14 protein-coding genes are annotated in these 18,451 nt (G+C 72.8%); 3 read left to right on the forward strand and 11 right to left on the reverse strand.

The annotated features are described in order from the left end of the window. Window positions 1-22: 22 nt before the first annotated feature. The 10 genes from ACXYMW_RS15005 to ACXYMW_RS15050 all read right to left on the reverse strand — a co-directional run bounded on the left by ACXYMW_RS15005 (window position 23) and on the right by ACXYMW_RS15050 (window position 11,521). Window positions 23-514 carry a MarR family winged helix-turn-helix transcriptional regulator gene (locus ACXYMW_RS15005; protein WP_459036137.1) on the reverse strand — a complete coding sequence of 164 codons (492 nt, stop codon included), beginning with the start codon at window positions 512-514 and terminating at the stop codon, window positions 23-25. Window positions 515-577: 63 nt separating this feature from the next. Then, window positions 578-1,342, reverse strand: a complete 765-nt coding sequence (locus tag ACXYMW_RS15010) for an SDR family NAD(P)-dependent oxidoreductase (RefSeq protein WP_459036138.1) — start codon at window positions 1,340-1,342, stop codon at window positions 578-580. A 102-nt stretch (window positions 1,343-1,444) separates the two neighbouring features. Further along, a complete protein-coding gene (locus ACXYMW_RS15015; protein ID WP_459036139.1) occupies window positions 1,445-2,758 on the reverse strand; it encodes a TRAP transporter large permease in 1,314 nt (437 codons plus the stop codon). Beyond that, complete coding sequence (locus ACXYMW_RS15020; RefSeq protein WP_459036140.1) at window positions 2,755-3,339, reverse strand: TRAP transporter small permease; 585 nt, start codon at window positions 3,337-3,339, stop codon at window positions 2,755-2,757. Before ACXYMW_RS15020 ends, ACXYMW_RS15015 begins: the two co-directional genes overlap by 4 nt. 58 nt (window positions 3,340-3,397) lie before the next feature. Then, window positions 3,398-4,435: a TRAP transporter substrate-binding protein gene (locus ACXYMW_RS15025; RefSeq protein WP_459036141.1), complete on the reverse strand. Its 1,038-nt coding sequence runs from the start codon at window positions 4,433-4,435 to the stop codon at window positions 3,398-3,400. Between the two features lie 148 nt (window positions 4,436-4,583). Continuing rightward, on the reverse strand, window positions 4,584-7,169 hold the full coding sequence (locus tag ACXYMW_RS15030) for a TIGR02302 family protein (protein WP_459036142.1): 2,586 nt from the start codon (window positions 7,167-7,169) through the stop codon (window positions 4,584-4,586). Between the two features lie 42 nt (window positions 7,170-7,211). Further along, window positions 7,212-8,477 (reverse strand): diaminopimelate decarboxylase, encoded by a 1,266-nt coding sequence (gene lysA / locus ACXYMW_RS15035; protein ID WP_459036143.1) that lies wholly within the window; start codon window positions 8,475-8,477, stop codon window positions 7,212-7,214. A 76-nt stretch (window positions 8,478-8,553) separates the two neighbouring features. After that, on the reverse strand, window positions 8,554-9,027 hold the full coding sequence (locus ACXYMW_RS15040; RefSeq protein WP_459036144.1) for a copper chaperone PCu(A)C: 474 nt from the start codon (window positions 9,025-9,027) through the stop codon (window positions 8,554-8,556). 22 nt (window positions 9,028-9,049) lie between these two features. Then, entirely contained in the window at window positions 9,050-9,877 is an 828-nt protein-coding gene (locus ACXYMW_RS15045) for a sulfite exporter TauE/SafE family protein (RefSeq protein ID WP_459036145.1), read from the reverse strand. Between the two features lie 264 nt (window positions 9,878-10,141). Continuing rightward, a complete protein-coding gene (locus ACXYMW_RS15050; RefSeq protein WP_459036146.1) occupies window positions 10,142-11,521 on the reverse strand; it encodes an FAD-binding oxidoreductase in 1,380 nt (459 codons plus the stop codon). Between the two features lie 191 nt (window positions 11,522-11,712). Here ACXYMW_RS15050 and ACXYMW_RS15055 point away from each other — a divergent pair, with 191 nt between their 5' ends. Further along, entirely contained in the window at window positions 11,713-14,634 is a 2,922-nt protein-coding gene (locus ACXYMW_RS15055; RefSeq protein ID WP_459036147.1) for a calcium-binding protein, read from the forward strand. A 141-nt stretch (window positions 14,635-14,775) separates the two neighbouring features. Here the strand turns inward: ACXYMW_RS15055 and epsE are convergent, their stop codons facing one another. Continuing rightward, window positions 14,776-15,972, reverse strand: coding sequence for an exopolysaccharide biosynthesis GT4 family glycosyltransferase EpsE (gene epsE / locus ACXYMW_RS15060; RefSeq protein WP_459036148.1), 1,197 nt, complete (start codon window positions 15,970-15,972; stop codon window positions 14,776-14,778). A 139-nt stretch (window positions 15,973-16,111) separates the two neighbouring features. Here epsE and ACXYMW_RS15065 point away from each other — a divergent pair, with 139 nt between their 5' ends. Together ACXYMW_RS15065 and ACXYMW_RS15070 are read left to right on the forward strand one after the other, a co-directional pair. Continuing rightward, on the forward strand, window positions 16,112-17,005 hold the full coding sequence (locus tag ACXYMW_RS15065) for a glycosyltransferase family 2 protein (protein WP_459036149.1): 894 nt from the start codon (window positions 16,112-16,114) through the stop codon (window positions 17,003-17,005). Beyond that, a complete protein-coding gene (locus ACXYMW_RS15070) occupies window positions 17,002-18,381 on the forward strand; it encodes an oligosaccharide flippase family protein (RefSeq protein WP_459036150.1) in 1,380 nt (459 codons plus the stop codon). The genes ACXYMW_RS15065 and ACXYMW_RS15070 overlap by 4 nt, the downstream gene beginning before the upstream one ends. Window positions 18,382-18,451: the final 70 nt, after the last annotated feature.

The following is an 18,451-nucleotide window of genomic DNA, read 5'->3' on the forward strand; positions in this document are numbered from 1 at the left end:
CCGCGGCGGCGGCGCGCGTCGGTCAGCCGGCGCCCTGCTGGCGGACCTGGGTCATCGCCGCGATCACCGTGGCGCGGGTCTGCTCGTCGAGCGCCGCGAACAGCCGCTGTTCCTGCGCCTCGGTGGCGGCGATGGCCTCGCGCGCCAGCCGCGCGCCCGCCGGGGTGGCGGTCAGCGCATGGGCGCGGCGGTCGGTGGGCACGCGCGAGCGCACCACCAGCTTGCGGCTTTCCAGCTCGTCCAGCACCGCCACCAGGTTCGGCCGTTCGATGGCCAGGATGTCGGCGAGCTGCGATTGCCGCAGGCCGGGATGCTCGACGATCACCGCCAGCGTCGACATGGTCACCATGCGCAGGTCGTAATCGCGCAGGGTGCGGGCGAGATCGGCCTGCACCAGGTTGGTGACCCGGCGCAGGTGGTAGGCCATGAAGCGGTGCAGCACCCGGTCGGACGCCTCCACGGTCTCGACCGGCTCGGCCTCGGCCGGCGACGGTTTCTTGTCCAGTTGTCCCATGGCGTACCCGTTCGGCAAAGATCGGTTGAACCCCCGTCCGCACGCGGGCGGGGGCGTGGCGTGTCAGCGGGGCGGCAGCCGCACGGCGCCGTCGAGGCGCAGCGTGGTGCCGTTGAGATAGGAATTTTCGACGATATGCGCCGCCAGGGCAGCGTATTCCTCGGGCGCGCCGAGACGGTCGGGAAACGGGATGTTGGCGGTGATCGCCTCGGTGGTCTCGGGCGGCAGCGCCTCCATCATCGGGGTGTGGAAGAGCCCCGGCGCGATGGCCATGACGCGGATGCCGGATTTCGCCAGGTCGCGCGCCGCCGGCAGGGTGAGGGCGGCGATGCCGCCCTTCGAGGCGGCATAGGCGGTCTGACCGACCTGGCCGTCCTGCCAGGCCACCGAGGCGGTGTTGACGATGACGCCGCGCTCGCCGCCCTCTAGCGGGTCGCACGCCGCCATGCCGCGGGCGGCGTGGCTCATCACGGTATAGGTGCCGATCAGGTTCACCCGCACGACGCGCTCGAACACGTCGAGGGCGAGCTTGCCCTCGCGTCCGACGACCCGGGCCGCCGGGGCAATGCCGGCGCAGGTGACGACGATGCGCGGCGCGCCGCCAAGCGCCTCAGCGGCCGCGGCAAAGGCCGCCTCGACCGCGGCCGCCTCGGTGACGTCGGCCGTGACGGCGAGACCGCCGCAGGAAGCGGCCACCGCCCTGGCGGCGTCCGCGTCCCGGTCCAGGACGGCCACACGCGCACCGCGTCCGGCGAGGTGCCGGGCGGTGGCTGCGCCGAGACCGCTTCCGCCGCCCGCGACCAGCGCGGGCGTTCCGTCGATCTTCATATATTACTGCCTTTGCGCTTCCGCGTCGTCATATTCAAATGACGTTATGCAGCATACCTTCTTTTGCAAGCCCCGCAGCGGAAAAATGCCGGACCGTGCCCGTCAGGCGATCAGAAACAGGGTGATCGAGGGAAACAGCACCAGGATCGCCACCCGGACGATGTCGGTGGTGACGAACCACATCACCGCGCGGTAGGTCTCGCCCATCGGCGTGGCCCGGTCCATGGCGTTGATGATGAACAGGTTCATGCCCACCGGCGGGGTGATCAGCCCGACCTCGACGACGATCAGCACGAGGATGCCGAACCAGATCGCCATGTGTTCGAGCGACATGCCGAAATCCAGCACCGAGATCACCGGGAAGAAGATCGGGATGGTCAGCAGGATCATCGACAGGCTGTCCATCAGGCAGCCGAAGAGCAGGTAGAAGCCGAGGATCATCACCAGCACGGTCCAGGGCGAGTAGCCCTGCCCGACGACCCAGTTGGACAATTCCTGCGGCACCTGGCTGAGCGCCAGGAAGGAATTGTAGAACCCCGCCCCGAGCACGATGAAGAAGATCATCGCGGTCGCCGTGGCGGTGGCGATGATGCTCTGGCGGAACACCGCCCAGGTCAGGTTGCCCGAGGCCAGCGCCGCGAGGCCGGTGCCGGCGGCGCCGACCGCGGCCCCCTCGGTCGGGGTGAACCATCCCAGATAGATGCCGCCGACCACCAGAAGGAACACCGTCAGCACCGGCCAGACATCGGCCAGCGCGCGCCAGCGCTCGGCCATCGGCACCGCCTCGCGGGTGCCGGCCGCCGTCGGGTGGACGCGGACATAGATCGAGATCGCCAGGATGTAGCCGAGCGCGGCGAGGATGCCGGGCACGAAGGCGGCGAGGAACAGCTTGGCGATGTTCTGCTCGGTCAGGATGGCGTAGATCACCAGGATCACCGAGGGCGGGATCAGGATGCCGAGCGTGCCGCCGGCGGCGAGGGTGGCGGTCGAGAAGCCCCCCGAATAGCCGTAGCGGCGAAGTTCCGGCAGCGCCACGCGGCTCATCGTGGCGGCGGTGGCGAGCGACGAGCCGCAGATCGCGCCGAAGCCCGCGCAGGCCCCGACCGCGGCCATGGCGACGCCGCCGCGGCGGTGGCCGAGCCAGCTTTCCGCGGCCTTGAAGAGCGATTGCGACATCCCCGACAGGGTCGCGAACTGGCCCATCAGGAGGAACATCGGGATGATCGTCAGCGAGTAGCTCGAGAAGGTCGAATAGGTCTCGGATTTGAGCTTCGACAGGAACATGTTGGGCTGGCCCATGGCCAGCCACAGCCCGCCGATGCCGCAGATCAGCATCGCCGCGCCGATCGGGGCGCGCAGGAAGATCATCAGCAGCAGGACCGGGAAGGAGAGGTAGCCGAGCTCGAGATTGCTCAATGGTCCGCCTCCGTGGAATGCGGCAGGATCTGGATGCCGGTCGCCGCCTCGTAGATTCGCGCCCAGCTCGCATAGAGCGCCACCAGCACCGCCACCGCCGCCGCCACGAGGCTCGCCGCATAGGCCCACCAGATCGGGAATTGCAGGATGAAAGTGGTCTCGCCGTAGCGCATCTTGTCGAACATGCCGATGGTCAGCCGCCAGGTGATGAGCACGATCAGCGCCGTCAGCACCACCTCCCAGAAGGCCAGGATGACGCGGTTGGCCTGGCGCGACAGGAACGAGGTGAAGACGTCCACCGTGGCATGCGCGCCGTAGAGCTGGCAGATCGGCAGGAAGGCGAAGATGGCGAAGGCCACGCCGGCCTCGACAAGCTCGAAATCGCCGTTGATCGGCCCCACGCCGAGCGCGATCAGCCCGTCCGCGAGGCCCGAGGCGAGGTCGGTCAGGAAGCCGGAATGGCCGATCGTGTTGAGCGCCCGGCCCAGCACGCTGGCGCAGGTCAGCACCACCAGAGCGGTGAGAACCGCGCCGCCGAGGACGGCCATGCCCCGGGCCAGACGGTCGATCACTGCCAGCATCCCGCCCCCTTTCCGGTGCGCCGGGACGCCGCGGCCTGCGCGGCGTCCCGGGCCAGGATCACTGCGTCGCGCTGTCCATGAGCTCGACGGCGCGGTCGTAGAGCGCCTGGCCCTCGATGCCGCGGCCCTCCATCTCCTCGATCCAGGCGTCGATGGTCGGGGCGGCGGCCTCCTTCCACGGCGCGATCTGTTCGTCGGTCAGGGTGATGATGTTGTTGCCCGCAGCGACCGCCTTCTCGCGCTCGGGCGCGTCCGAGGCCTGCTGGGTCTTGCCGGCGAAGGCGGAGAATTCGAGACCGGAATTGTCGTCGATCACCTTCTTCAGGTCGTCGGGCAGGGACTCGTACTTGTCCTTGTTCATCGCGAAGATGAACGACGTGGTGTAGAGCATCTCGGGGCCGAACTCGGTGTGGTTGTCGACCAGCTCCTGCACCTTCAGCGCGCCCACGACCTCCCACGGGATCACCGCGCCGTCGACCACGCCCTTGGACAGGGATTCCGGGATCGCCGGGACCGGCATGCCGACCGGGGTCGCGCCGAGCCGCTCGAACATCGTGTTGGTGGTGCGGGTCGGGGCGCGCAGCTTCAGACCATTGAGGTCGGAGACCTGCTCGATCGGCCGGTTGGCGTGGATCACGCCGGGGCCGTGGACCCAGACGCCGAGGACTTTGAAATCCTTGAAATCCTCGTCCATCATCGTCTCTTCGGCCAGCGTCCAGTAGGCGCGGCTCGCCGGTTCGGCATCGCTGACGGTGAAGGGCAGCTCGAAGACCTCGGCGCGCGGGAAGCGGCCCGGCGTGTAGCCCGCCACCGTCCAGACGATGTCGGCCACGCCGTCGATCACCTGGTCGATGAGCTGCGGCGGGGTGCCGCCGAGCTGCATCGAGGGGTAATGCTCGATGGCGATGCGGCCCTCCGACTGCTCCTCGACATTCTTCTTCCAGACCTCGAGGACGTGCTGCGGCACGTTGGCCTGCAGCGGCAGGAACTGGTGCATGCGCAGCGTCACCTCCTGCGCCAGCGCGGCGCTGCCGGCGCCGAGCCCGAGCGCCAGCGCCGCGGCGCCGCCGAGAATGGTTCTTCGTGTCGTGGTCATTCTGTGTCCTCCCCTGACCGGCGGCCCGGACCGGGCGCTCCTCCGCGCCGCGGACCGCTCCGCCCGGCGGCCGGAACTGCGCCCGGTCCGCCCTTTGTGCGGTTCATGGAGACATGGCCCCGGAGGATTTGCAAGCGATGCCCGAGGGTCAGAACCGCTCCAGCAGGCGTTCGAGATAGTCGAGTTCCTCGGTCGGGCGGGCGCCCTCGCCGGAGCGCCGCCGGATCTCGTCGAGGAGCTCGCGGGCGCGGCGGTAGACATCCTCGCCCTGCAGCAGCTCCTCGTTGCTGCCGATCTGGCCGTTGGCGCCGGATTCGCGGCCCAGCGGGTCGCGCTGCTGGCCCGGCTGCTGGCCCTCGGCCTGGCCCTCCAGGCCAGGCTGGCCGGGCTGCTGGCCCTGTTCCTGGGCCATCGCCTCGCCGAGATTGCGCAGGCCTTCGCGCAGCGCCTCCATGGCCTCGGACTGGCGGTCGATGGCGCGGGCGAAATCGTCCTCGCGCAGCGCCTCCTCGGCGCCCTCCATGGCGCCCTCGGCGCGGTCGAGCGAGCGCCGCGCGGTCTCGCCCGGCTCGGTTCCGGCGCCGGGCAGGTTCTGGCGCTGGCGGTTGAGTTCGTCGCGCAGCGCGCGCTGGCGGTCGGCCAGACCCTCCTCGAGCGTCTGCGGCTCGCCGCTGCCGGACTGGCCGCCGCCCTGACCCTGGGCCTGCCCCTGGCCCTGGCCCTGCTGCCCTTGCTGACCCTGCTGGCCCTGCTGGCCCTGCTCGCCCTGCTGGCCCTGGCCGGGATTGAACTGCTCCTGCAGGTCGCGGAACGCCTCGTCGGACAGCTCCTGCTGGTCGCGCAGGGTCTCGGCCAGGCCCTCCATCGCCTGCTCGCCGGGCGAGGGCTGGCCCTGGCCCTGGGTGACGCGCATGTTCTCCATCATGCGCTGCAGCTCCTCCAGCGCCTGCTGGGCCTCGGCCATGCGGCCCTGCTCCATCAGCTCCTGGATGCGGTCCATCATCTCCTGCAGGTCGGTCTGCGACATCTGCATCATGTTCTCGCCGGGATTCTGGTTCTCGGCGCTGTCGGGGTTCTGTTCGGCCTCGCGCTGGGCCTCGCGGGCGAGCTGGCGCATGTAATCGTCGGTGGCGCGGCGCAGCTCCTGCATCAGCTCGGCGATCTCCTGCTGCGAGGCGCCGTTCTTCATCGCCTCGTTCAGCCGCTCCTGGGCCCGCGCCAGGCGTTCGCGCGCATCCTCGAGATCGCCGTCCTCGATCAGCACCGCGAGATCCCAGAGCGCCTCGGCGGCGGCGTCCCGGGCCTCCGCGTCGAGCCCGGCCGCCACCGCCGTCTCGAGCCGGCGCAGCAGGGTGCGCAGCCGCAGGTAATGCTTGGCCTCGCGGAAGACGTCATCGGGCAGGTGGCTGACGGCGCGCAGGATGCGCGCCACGTCGCGGCCGTTCTCGCGCGACCAGAGCAGCGCCCGGCGCTGTTCCACCAGCGCCGCCGCCATCGGATCGAAGAAGCGCCGGCCCGGCAGGGTCACGACCTCGGCTGCGCTCTGCCCGCTCTGGCCGGCATCGTCGACCACCTCGAAGGTGAGGCGCACCGGCAGGTTGGCCCAGGGGTGCTGGGAGAAGTCGCCGATCAGCGTCTCCTCGAAATCCGCCCGGTCGCCGGTCACCGGCATCGGCAGCGCCACCTCGAAGCCGTCGCGCGGTTCGGGCGCGGCGGCGAGGCCGTAGCGCCGGTCGACCTGGTCGAGCGCCAGCTCGATCCGGGCATGGCCGGCGGCTATGCCGTGATCGTCGGAGGCGGCGAAGGGGATCGAGGCCTCGCCGTCCCAGGTCGCCTCGATCTCGCCGGCGCGGGCGACCTCGGGCGCGGCGTCGGGCAGCACCGCGACCTCCCAGGCCTGGCCGCCGGGCCCCTCGACCGCGATGCGGCCGGACTGCGCCACGATGAAGTCGCGCGCGGTCGCCGTCTCGGGTCCCTCGGGCGCCGGGAGCGGCGCGCCCGAGACGGTTTCGCGGATCTCCAGCGCGCCGGGTTCGCCATAGAGCCGCAGGGTTACCCGGGCGCCCTCGGGCACTGCCAGCTCGGCCTCGGCGATGTCGTTGAGATAGAGCGTCGGCAGCCGCGTATGGGCCGGCGGCTCGACCCAGCCCTCCCAGCTCGGCCCGGAGGCCGGGCCGCCGCCCGGCGCCATGCCGGTGACCGAGCCCACGCGCATCACCGAGCCGAAGAGCAGCGCCACGATCAGCGCCAGCAGCGCCACGTAGCGCAGCGCGTAGGGGTCGGCCGCCGCGACGCGGAGATCGGGCTTCACCCGCTGCGCACCGGCCAGGCGCGCCCGCATCCGGGCCTGGTGGACGCGCCACAACGCCGCCGAGGCGCCGTCGGTGTCGCCGATCGCCTGGCGGTCGAGGGTGGCGGCGATGGGCCGCCCGGGCAGCGTCGCGTCGAGCCGCTCCAGCGCGCCCTGGCGCGACGGCCAGGCGAATCGCCTTATGCCGCGCACCAGCGCCCAGCCGGCGGCCACCAGGGCGAGCGCCGCGACGGTCCAGACCGCCTCGGGGGTGAGGGCCTCGTGCAGGCCCAGCATCAGGGCGGCGAGCACCGCGAAGAGCAGCGACCAGAGCGGCCAGAAGCCGCGCACCAGCCGCTCCGCCACCATCCCGGCCCGGGTCAGGGCGAGCGGGCGGCGCACCGCCTTCAGGATCTCGGCGGGGCTGTGGTCGGGATCTCGCATCACCTCTCCCGGTCGGGGATCACCGGCCGGAGGGCGCGCGCCTCACAGCCATTCGGGGATGGTATCGCGGGAAATGATCTCGTCAAAGCTTGGCCGCGCGCGAATGACGGCATGGTGATCGCCCTTCACCAGCACTTCCGGCACCAGCGGGCGGGTGTTGTACTCGCTGGCCATCACCGCGCCGTAGGCGCCGGCCGAGCGGAACGCCACCAGATCGCCGGCGGCGAGCTCCGGCAGGGCGCGGGCGCGGGCGAAGGTGTCGCCGGTCTCGCAGACCGGGCCGACCACGTCGTAATCGTGCCGCGGCGCGCCGGGCGCCGCCTCGCGCACCGGCACGATGTCGTGCCAGGCATCGTACATGGCCGGCCGGAGCAGGTCGTTCATCGCCGCGTCGAGGATCAGGAAGCGGCGGCCCTCGCCCTCCTTCACGTAGATCACCCGGGCCAGCAGGATGCCGGCATTGCCGGCGATCAGGCGGCCCGGCTCGATCTCGATCTCGCAGCCGAGATCGCCGACGGTGCGGCGGATCAGGGCGCCGTAATCGAAGGGCAGGGGCGGCGCCGCGTTGGTGTTCTGGTAGGGAATGCCCAGCCCGCCGCCGAGATCGAGCCGGCGGATGTCGTGGCCGTCGGCGCGCAGCGCCCGGGTCAGGTCGGCGACCTTGGTGAAGGCCGCCTCGAAGGGTTCCAGCTCGGTCAGCTGGGAGCCGATATGGACATCGACGCCCACCACCTCGATGCCGGGCAGGCGGGCGGCCGCGGCATAGACCTCGCGGGCGCGCGCGATCGGGATGCCGAACTTGTTCTCGGACTTTCCGGTGGCGATCTTGGCATGGGTGCGGGCATCGACGTCGGGATTGACCCGCAGCGCCACCGGCGCCGCGATGCCGCGCTCGGCCGCGGCCCGGCTGATCGCCTGCAGCTCGGGCTCGCTCTCGACGTTGAATTGGCGCACGCCGCCGTCGAGGGCGGCGCGGATCTCCGCCTCGGTCTTGCCGACGCCGGAGAACACGATGCGCTCGCCCGGCACGCCGGCAGCAATGGCGCGGGCATATTCGCCGCCCGAGACCACGTCCATGCCGGCGCCGAGCCGCGCCAGGGTCTTCAGGATGGCCTGGTTCGAGGCCGCCTTCATGGCGAAGCAGACCAGGTGCGGCAGGCCGTCCAGCGCCTCGTCGAAGAGCCGGAAATGCCGCTCCAGCGTGGCGGTGGAATAGACGTAGACCGGGCTGCCGACGGCGGCGGCGATCTCGGTCAGCGGCACGTCCTCGGCGTGGAGGATGCCGTCGCGATAGAGGAAATGGTCCATGATCGGCTCCCGTCCTGCCGGCCCCGCGCCCCCGATAGACCAGCGGATGCGGGGCCGCCAGTCCCCGGGGCGGCGCTCAGTGGCCGGAATGCGCGTCGTGGGCGGCGTCTTCGGCCTCGGGGCGCTCTTCGACCACGAACTCGACCTCGGCGCGGGCGCCGTCGGCGAAGACCAGCGTCGCGGGCAGGCGGTCGCCGATCGCCAGCGGCTCCTCGATCCCCATGAACATGACGTGCAGCCCGCCCGGCGCGAAGGTGACGGTCTCGCCCGGGGCGACGGTCAGATCCTCGACATGCTGCATGGAGACCACGCCGTCGCTCTCGACGCTGTCGTGGATCATGCTGCGCGGCAGCTCGGCCTCGACCGCCACCAGCACCGCCGGGGCATCGCCTTGGTTTTCCAGCGTCATGTAGCCCGCGGCGCTGCGCGCGGCGGCGGGCGCGGCATGGATGTAGGGATGGCCGATCGTCACCGCGCCGGCGCGGTACTCGTGGGCAGGGGCGGCGAGCGGCGCCAGGACGGCCAGCAGGGCCAGGGCGAAACGGGTCATTCGGAACGGCTCCGGGACAGGGTCAGGTGAGGACGGAGGCCAGCATCCGCAGCGCGGTGATGGCCAGGAAGACGGCGAAGACCCGCTTGATCCACTTGCGGTCGACGCCGTGGGCGATGCGGGCGCCGAGCGGCGCGAAGAGCGTGGTGAAGGGCAGGATCAGCGCCGCGGCGGCGAGGTTGACGTAGCCCAGCGAGAAGGGCGGCCGCCCCGGCACGCCGAGCCCGGAGATCGCGAAGCCCAGCGTCGCCGGCACCGCGATCAGGAAGCCGAAGGCCGCGGCGGTGCCGACGGCGCGGCGGATCTCCACCGAGAAGGCCGACAGGATCGGCACCGACAGGGTGCCGCCGCCGATTCCCATCCAGGCCGAGAGCAAACCGATGCCCGAGGACATCGCGTGGCTCACCGCGCGCCGCTCGGGCAGCCGGTCGCGCAGCACCAGCGTGCGGGTGCTGGCCATGTTCACCGCCACCACCAGCGCGATCAGGCCGAACACCGTCTTCAGCCCGTCGGCGTCGATGAAGCGCGCCACCAGCCCGCCCAGCAGCGCCCCGAGGATCATCCCCGGCGCCCAGCGTTTCAGCAGCGCCCGGTCGACCGCGCCGCGGCTGTCATGCGCCCGCGCCGACGAGATCGAGGTGAAGACGATGGTCGCCAGCGAGGTCGCCACCGCCATGTGCATGGCCACCGCCTCGGGGAACTGCGTCAGGGTGAGGACCCAGAACAGCACCGGCACGATGACGATGCCGCCGCCGACGCCGAGCAGCCCGGCCAGCACCCCGGCACAGCAGGCCGCGATGATCACGCCGACGAGGATCGACAGCAATTCCGGGGTGGTGAAGGCGGACATGGCGGCTCCGGCGGCTTCTGCGCGCTGCAGCTATGCCCGGGCCCCGCCCGGCTGTCCAGCCGGGGGCGGCCAGCGGTCACACCCCGGACGCCGCCCCGCCGGGCGCCGGCCCGGCCGGGGCGATCCGCCCGGACGGCGCCGCCGGGCCGTGCCGCCGCGCGCCCGCAGGGACGGCGCGGCGCCGGCGGTCGGAGGACGGGGCGGCCCCGCCCCGCGGCCGCCCGGCGCGGCGGCGGAGGCGCGGGCGGATGGCACCCGCCGCGGTCAGTCCGGGCGCACCATCTTGCCGGGGTTGAGGATGTTGGCGGGGTCGAGGGCGCGCTTGATCCGGCCCATCACCGCCCAGGCCGGGCCGTGCTCCTCCGCCATGTACTTCATCTTGCCGGAACCGATGCCGTGCTCCCCGGTGACGGTGCCGCCGAAGCTCAGCGCCAGCCGGTTGACCTTGTGGGCGAGCTCCTGGGCGCGGGCCAGTTCCCCGGGGGCCTCTGGGTCGATCAGGATCAGCAGGTGGAAATTGCCGTCGCCGACATGGCCGACCAGCGGCGCCACGAGGTTCGAGGCGGCGATCTCCTCCTTGGTGCGGGCGATGCAATCGGCGAGCGCGGAGATCGGCACGCAGACATCGGTGAGCACGGCGTTGCCGCCGGGCTTCAGCGCCTTGCCGGCGTAATAGGCGTCGTGGCGCGCCTTCCAGAGCCGGTTGCGCTCCTCGGTGCGGCTGGCCCAGGCGAAGTTCTCGGCGCCGTGCTCCTCGGCGATGGCGCGGAAGCTCTCGACCTGCTCGGCGACGCCGGCCTCGGTGCCGTGGAATTCGAGGAACAGGTGCGGCGCCTCGGGCAGGCCCATATCCGGGTTGTAGAGCGCCATGCCCTTCATCTGGACCTCGTCCAGCAGCTCGATCCGGGCCAGCGGCAGGCCGGACTGGATGGCGAGGATCACCGTGTCGACCGCCGCCGCCACCGAGGGGAAGGCCGCGGTGGCGGCCGAGATCCGCTCCGGCACGCCGTGCAGCCGCACGGTGAGCCGGGTGATGATGCCGAGCGTGCCCTCCGAGCCCACGAAGAGATGCGTCAGGTCGTAGCCGGCGGAGGATTTGCGCGCCCGGGTGCCGGTCTCGATCACCGTGCCGTCGGCCAGCACCACCTCGAGCGCCAGCACGGTCTCGCGCATGGTGCCGTAGCGCACCGCGTTGGTGCCCGAGGCGCGGGTCGCCGCCATGCCGCCCAGCGTGGCGTCGGCGCCGGGATCGACGGTGAACATCAGCCCGGTGGCGCGCAGCGCCTCGTTGAGCCTGGTGCGGGTGACCCCGGGCTGCACCACGGCGTCGAGATCCTCCGCGTGGATCTCCAGCACCCTGTTCATCCGGGACGTGTCGATGCTGATGCCGCCCGCGACCGGGATCACGTGGCCCTCGAGCGAGGTGCCGACGCCGAAGGGCACCACCGGGCAGCCGGCCTCGGCGCAGAGCGCGACGATGCGGCTGACCTCCTCGGTGGTCTCGGGAAAGGCCACCGCGTCGGGCAGGGCCGGGCGCGAATAGGCCTCGTCCCGGCCATGCGCGGCGCGGATCGACTCGCCGGTGGACAGCCGGTCGCCCAGAAGCGCGCGCAGCCGCTCGACGGTTTCGCAATGATCTGCCATCTGGTCTCTCCCCCCGGCCTGTGTGGCGACTCCTAGCAACCCGGCCCGACCGGGGCCAGAGGCGCCGCGGCGCGGCGCGCGGCGCCGGGGTAAAGCCGTTGCAGCCGGAGCGATCCGCCGCCTATCCCGTCGCGGGTGATCCCGCGCGGGCCGCGCCCGCGACCCGAATCGCTGATGACAGGACCCCGCCCATGCGCCTCGCCCGCCGCCTTGCCGCGCTGGCCCTCGCCGCCCTGCCCGTCCTCGCGGCGCCGGCGACGGCCGAACGGGTCTATGTCTACGGCAATTCCCTGGTCCACCACCCCGAGGCGGCGGCGACCAACGTGCCCTACTGGCTGGCCGAGATGGCCGAGGCCGGCGGCCGGAGCCTGGCGTTGGCCGGGCAATGGGGCTTCCTGCGCGACTTCGCCGCCAAGCCGCCGGCGCCGCAATGGTCGGGGCCGGGCATCGCCGAGTTCCGCCCCGAGGGCGCCGGGGCCCCCGACACGGTGATCATCGCGCCCGCCAACTTCATCCAGGACCAGCCCGCCGACGCCGCCTATCGTGGCGATGCCACGAGCCCGCTCGAGGCCACGCTGGCGGTGATCGACCGGAGCCTCGAGGCCGCCCCCGGGGCACGCATCCTGATCTACGAGGGCTGGCCCGACATGGCGCCCTTCCTGCGCCGCTTCCCGCCCGCGGAGCGCGGGCTGGCGCGCTACCACGCCTTTGCCCAGGGCGCCTATCACGCCTGGTTCCGGGACTACGTCGCGGCGCTCCGCGCGGCCCGGCCGGAGGCCCGGATCGCGCTGGCGCCGGTGGCGCCGCTGCTGTCGCGGGCGATGGGCGCGGCGCCGCTCGACGCGCTGGCCGCGGAGGATTTCTACCTCGACGACGCGCCGCACGGCACCGAGGCGACCTACTTCCTCGCCGCCATGGCGCTCTATGCGGCGCTCTTCGACGCCGCCCCGCCCGAGGGTTACGCGCCGCCCGAGAGCCTGCCCGAGGCGCTGCGCAGGGCCTACCCGACGCTGCGTCTGACGATGCAGGAGGGGCTGGCCGAGCTGGCCGCGGCGGCACCCGAGGCCGCGGCGGCGACGGTCCGGTCCGCCGGGACCGCGCCGGACGCGGAGACCGGGGCGCAGGCCGGGGCCGACACGGCGCCCTTGCCGGCCCGGGAGACAGTCGAGTTGCCGCCGCGCGGCGCCCGCCCGGACGGCGCGCCGGCCCTCGCCATGGGGCTCAACGGCATCGCCGACTGGTCGACCCAGCACCCGTTCCTCGACGTCATGAAGACGGCGCGGGAATGGATCGGCCACCTGCCCGGACAATGGGGCGGGGTGAGCGCGGCGGAGCTGCGCGCCGCGGGCGATCTCGACGCCGAGGGCTGGCCGCTGCGCATCCCCGAGGGCGTCGACCGGCTGGAGACCTTCGTGCTCACCGACCAGCCCGAGGCGGCGCAGCACCTGCGCGGCCATTACGTCCTGCGCCACCAGGGGCAGGGCCGCATCGAGCTGTCCGGGCGGGCCCGCCGGGTGCATTACCAGCCGGGCGAGATCCGCTTCTTCTACGAGCCCGGCGACGGCCCGGTGGGCATCGTGCTGCACGAGACCGACGCCGCGGATCCGGTGCGGGCGATCTCGATCGTCCGCGAGGCGCATCTGCCGCTGCACGAGGCCGGGGCGCTGTTCAACCCCGAATGGCTGGCGCGGATCGAGGATCTGCGGGTCGTGCGCTTCATGGACTGGATGCTGACCAACGGCTCCCCGGTCGAGAGCTGGGCCGACCGGCCGCGGCTCGGCGACTACACCTGGTCGGCCTGGGGCGTGCCGCTGCCGGTGATGATCGCGCTGGCCAACCGCATCGGCGCCGATCCCTGGTTCACCCTGCCGCACCGCGCCGACGACGCTTACGTGCGCCGCTTCGCCGAGGCGGTGCGCGACGGGCTCGACCCGCGGCTCAAGGCCTATGTGGAATATTCCAACGAGGTCTGGAACGGCATCTTCCCGCAGCACGCCTGGGCGCAGGCCCAGGCCGAGACGCGCTGGGGCACGGCCGGGGACGGCTTCGCGCAGTTCTACGGCCTGCGCGCGGCCGAGATCATGGACATCTGGTCCGAGGTCTTCGGCACCGAGGCGCCGCGCCGGCTGGTGCGGGTGATCGCGGTGCATACCGGCTGGCCGGAGCTGGAGGAGGCGATGCTGACCGCGCCGCTGGCCTATCTCGACCTCGGCCGGATGCCGCGCGAGAGCTTCGACGCCTACGCCGTGGCGGGCTATTTCGGCCATGACCTCGCCGACGAGGACAATGCTGCCCGACTGGCCGGCTGGCTCGACCGCGCCGAGGAGGCGGCGCGCGCCGAGGGCGAGGCCCAGGGCCTGCGCCGCGTGGCCCTGCGCGAACATGTCCGCGCCCGGCGCTTCGCCCCGGCCTTCGGCGCCGCGGCGGAGGCGATCGCGGCGGGGTCGATGCGCCGCCTCACCGAGGAGCTGCTGCCCTACCACGTCGCCGCCGCGCGCGAGGCCGGGCTGAGCGCGGTGATGTACGAGGGCGGCAGCCACGCGGTGGCCCGCGGCGCTGCGCTCGAGGAGGCGCGGATCACCGATTTCCTCGCCGCCTTCGCCTACAGCCCGGAAATGGCCGGGCTCTACCGCGACCTGATGGCGGAGTGGCTGAGCCTCGGGGGACGGCTCTTCAACGCCTTCGTCGATGTGGCGGCGCCCAGCAAGTGGGGCGCCTGGGGGGCGCTGCGGCATCTCGACGATGCCAATCCGCGTTGGGACGTGCTGATGGCGCACAACGCCACCGCGCCGGTGGACTGGGAGAGCCGCGATCCCGCCGCCTTCGCCAACGGCGTGCTGCGGCGCGCCGGGACCGGCGGGGCGGAGCTGTCCGGCACCGCGGAGGAAGACGTGCTGATCGGCGGCCCGGGCGCCGACGTGCTGATCGGCAATGGCGGCTCCGACCACCTGCATGGCGGCGCCGGGCGTGACCGCGCGGTGCTGCCCGGGCGCCGCGCCGAGTACGAGGAACGCCGCGCCCCCGACCGCCTGACGCTGCGGCGCGGCCGCGAGACGGTGATCCTGGTCTCGGTCGAGGAGGTGGTCTTCGCCGCCGACGAGGCCGCGAACTGAGGCGCAGCCGGCGCGGTCGGCACCCTTGAGGGCGGCGCTTTCCGCCGCAGCATGGTGTCAGCGTGGGGAGGTGCCCGCGAACCGATCCGCATTGCGGGCGCGCCACCGCCGCGCCGTCGGGCCCCGGCCCCGGCCGGCGGATCAGCCCCGGGGCGCGGTGTCGAGCGTGGCGGCGATCTCCTCGGCCAGCCGCGCCGCGCTCTGTTCGCTGCGAAAGCTCTCGGCGACATGGACGCGGGCGGCGGCGGAGAGCCGGGCGGCGTAATCGGGGTTGTGGGCGAGGTCGCGCAGCGCCCGGGCCAGCGCGCCGGGATTGCCCGCCGGCACCACGATCCCGGTATGGCCGTCGCGCAGCAGGCCGGGCACGATGCCGGCCTCGGTGGCCACCACCGGCAGCCCCGCCGCCATCGCCTCGGCCGAGGCCGGACCGCCCGGATCCTCGCGCCCCGGCAGCACGAAGGCGTCGGAGGCGTGCAGCCGGGCGCGCACCGCCTCGGTGCTCAGCGCCGGGCGCAGCTTGACGTGGTCGCGCAGGTGCAGCTGTTTCAGGCTGGCCTGCAGCACGGCGCGGAACCCGGTGCCGCCGGCCTCGTCCTCGCCGGCGATCTCGAGCCGCACATCGACCCCCATGTCGAGCAGCTGCCGCATCGCCGAGAGCAGGTCCTGCTGGCCCTTGTCCGGCCCCAGCCGGCCGCAGGAGAAGAGCCGCATCGGGCGGCCGTGGCGCGCCGGCTGGTAGGGCTCGGGGCGGGCGAAGAGCTCGGGATCGACCCCCATCGGGGAGATCATCAGCCGCCCGCCCGCGGCGTGCCCGCCCAGCCGCTCGGCGACCTCGTCGGCAAGCCCCGGCGTCGCCACCCGGGCGAAGGCCGCCTGCTGCCATTTCAGCCGCGTCCCGGGACCGGTATCGCCGAGCGGCCGGTGCAGGGTCAGCGAATAGCTGGGCCCGCCCATGCGGTGGCAGAGCGCCGCGATCAGCGCCGGGCGGGCGGCGGAATGGACGTGCAGATGGTCGAGCTGGCGGGAGCGGCAGAGCCGCAGCAGCCGCTCCGCCGGTCCGAGCGCGAGCAGCACCTGGCGCAGCAGGCCGGGCCGCGCCGCCAGAAGCTCCGGGCCGGCGCCGCGCAGCGGGCGCCGCGGCAGCGCCCGGAGGCTGGCCAGCGGACCGAAGCCGTCGAGGTAGAGCGTGCGCGCGGCGGCGCGGTCGCGCCAGTCCTGCTCGGGGCCGGGAAAGCCCGGCCGGCGCGGCGAGATCGGCAGCACGGAATGGCCCATCGCCTCCAGCGCGCGCAGCTCGCACCAGATGCTGAAATGGGTGTAGCCCGGGAACCGGGGCACAAGATATCCGATCCGCAAGGGCCGGGTCACGCTCACCGCCTGTTGTCGCGCCGGTGCGGGCCGGCGTCGGTCTCTGGTTGCGCAGAGGCTTTCGCATCTTTCATGCTTTTGCCACACTGACCCGGCATCACCGGCCGCCATGCGCGCCCGAATTTCCGCAGGTGAGACCGAATTGCATCGGACCGGTTCCCAGCCCGAGAGCCCCGGCCTCTCGGTCATCCTGCCCGCCGCCAACGAGGCCGGGCAGATCGACGCCTGCCTCGCCGCGCTGCTGGCCTCGGAGCCGGTGCCGGGCGGCGCCGAGGTGATCGTGGTGGCCAATGGCTGCCGCGACGACACCGCGGCCCGGGCGCGGCGCGCGGCGCCGGACTTCGCCGCCCGCGGCTGGCATCTCGCCGTGCTGGAGCGCCGCGAGGGCAACAAGCTGGCGGCGCTGCAGGCCGGCGATGCCCGGGCCCGGGCCGGCATCCGCGCCTATCTCGACGCCGACGTGACGGTCAGCCCGGCGCTTCTGGCTCAGCTCTTCGCGGCGCTCGACCGGGCGGCGCCGCTCTATGCCAGCGGCCGGCTGGAGATCGCCGCGCCCGACGATGCGGCGAGCCGCGCCTATGCCCGGTTCTGGGCCCGGGTGCCGTTCATGCGCGACGCCGTGCCGGGCTGCGGGCTCTTCGCGGTCAACGCCGCCGGGCGGGCGCGCTGGGCGGGCTTTCCCGACATCGTCTCGGACGACACCTTCGTGCGGCTGCATTTCGCGCCGCATGAGCGGATCGCCGTGCCGGCGCCCTATCGCTGGCCGGTGGCGCGCGGCTTCGGCCGGCTGGTGCGGGTGCGGCGGCGCCAGGATCGCGGCGTGGCCGAGATCGCCGCGCGCTTCCCCGAACTGATGGCGAACGAGGCCAAGGCCGGCTTCCCCGCCGCCCGCAAGGCGCGGCTGGCGCTGGCCGACCCGGCGGGCTTCGCGGTCTATGCCGCGGTGGCGCTGGCGGTGCGCCTGACCGGGCGGCGCGACCACGGCTGGAGCCGCGAACGATGAGGACGCTGGCCGCGGCGCCGATCCTCGACCGCCTGCGCGGCACGTCGCTGGGCGCGCGGGTGCTGCGCTCCTCGATGCTGACCACCGGCGGCTTCGCCTTCAGCCAGCTCCTGCGGCTGCTGTCGAACCTCGTCCTGACCCGGCTGCTGTTTCCCGAGGCCTTCGGCCTGATGGCGCTGGTCGCGGTCTTCCTGCAGGGCCTGGCGATGTTCTCGGATGTCGGCGTGTCCCCGGCGATCCTGCAATCGAAGCGCGGCGACGAGCCGGCCTTCCTCGACACCGCCTGGACCATCCAGGTGATCCGCGGCGCCCTGCTCTGGCTGGCGGCCTGCCTGCTGGCCTGGCCGGTGGCGCAGATCTACGGCGAGCCGCTGCTGGCGCAGATCCTGCCGGTGGCGGCGCTGACCCTGCTGATCGCGGGCTTCAACCCGACCCGCATGGACAGCGCCAACCGCCACCTGCTGCTCGGCCGGGTCACGGCGCTGGAACTGCTGGCGCAGCTTGTCGGCCTCGCCGCGGCGATCGGCCTGGCCTTCGCGCTGCGCTCGGTCTGGGCGCTGGTGATCAGCGGCATTCTCGGCCAAGTGGCGACGCTGATCCTGTTCTCGCGCTTCCTGCCGGGACCCGCGAACCGCTTCCGCTGGGAGGGCCCGGCGGCGGCCGAGCTGATCGGCTTCGGCAAGTGGATCTTCCTGTCCACCGTCTGCGGCTTCGTGTTCCTGCAGGCCGACAAGCTGCTGATCGGGCGCTGGCTGCCGCTCGACATCTTCGGGATCTACAATATCGGCTACTTCCTCGCCGCCTTCCCGCTGCTGCTGGGCGGCATGGTGACCCGCAAGGTGCTGATCCCGATCTACCGCGAGACGCCGCCCCGGGCCGGGCGCGCGAACTTCCTGCGGCTGCGCCGGATGCGGGTGGCGGTGACCGCGCTGCTGCTCGGCCTCCTGGCGCTGGCGGCGCTGGCCGGGCCCTGGGCGGTCGCGCTGCTCTACGACCCGCGCTACCACATGGCGGGCGCCGTGGTGCTGCTGCTGGCGCTGGTGCAGATCCCGCAGGTGGTGGGGCTGACCTACGACCAGGCGGCGCTGGCGGCGGGGGATTCGCGGCGCTTCTTCCTGCTGTCGCTGGGCCGCGCGGCATTCATTGTGGCGGGGCTTCTGGCCGGGCTCGAGGCCGCCGGGCTCGCCGGCGCCATTCTGGGGCAGGGCGCGGCCTATCTCGCCGCCTATCCGCTGGTGGCGCGGCTGGCCCGCCGGCTCGGGGCCTGGGACCCGATGCACGACCTTGGCGCCTTCGCCGCCGGGACGCTGATCGTCGCGGCTGCGCTCTGGTGGCACGGGCCGGTACTGGCGGTGCTGGCGGGATTTGCCGGCTGAGCCGCGCGGCCCCTTTTGCATTCGCCGAAGTTTTCGCAGAATTGCCCCACTTGCCGCGCAAAGACCGATT

This window comes from Roseivivax sp. CAU 1761, assembly GCF_054482755.1.